Raw genomic sequence first — 260 nt, forward strand, 5'->3', positions numbered from 1 at the left:
ACCCACCGGTACTGACGGAACGCGACCTGCCCGGCCTCGACCGACCCCAGACCCGTGTCGATCGTGAACGAACCGGTCTGCCCCGCAGCCAGCCGGACCATCTCCGAGTCCTTCACACCCTCCAGACCCACCGGCGCGAGCATGCGCACGTCCATCGCCTCAGCAGTCGTGTTCACGACCGTGCCCGTCAGACGCACCTGGCCACCCACGTTCTCCGCAGCGACCGACACCTCCTGCGACCACTGCGGCACGTAGCAGCT

General features: G+C 68.1%; 1 protein-coding gene. It reads right to left on the minus strand.

The window, feature by feature from the left end; genetic code table 11:
* On the minus strand, positions 1-260 hold a 260-nt coding region (locus IE95_RS20750; protein WP_169741412.1), incomplete at both ends, for a hypothetical protein.

The organism is Oerskovia turbata (genome assembly GCF_000718325.1).
GTDB classification, from domain to species: Bacteria; Actinomycetota; Actinomycetes; order Actinomycetales; family Cellulomonadaceae; genus Oerskovia; species Oerskovia turbata.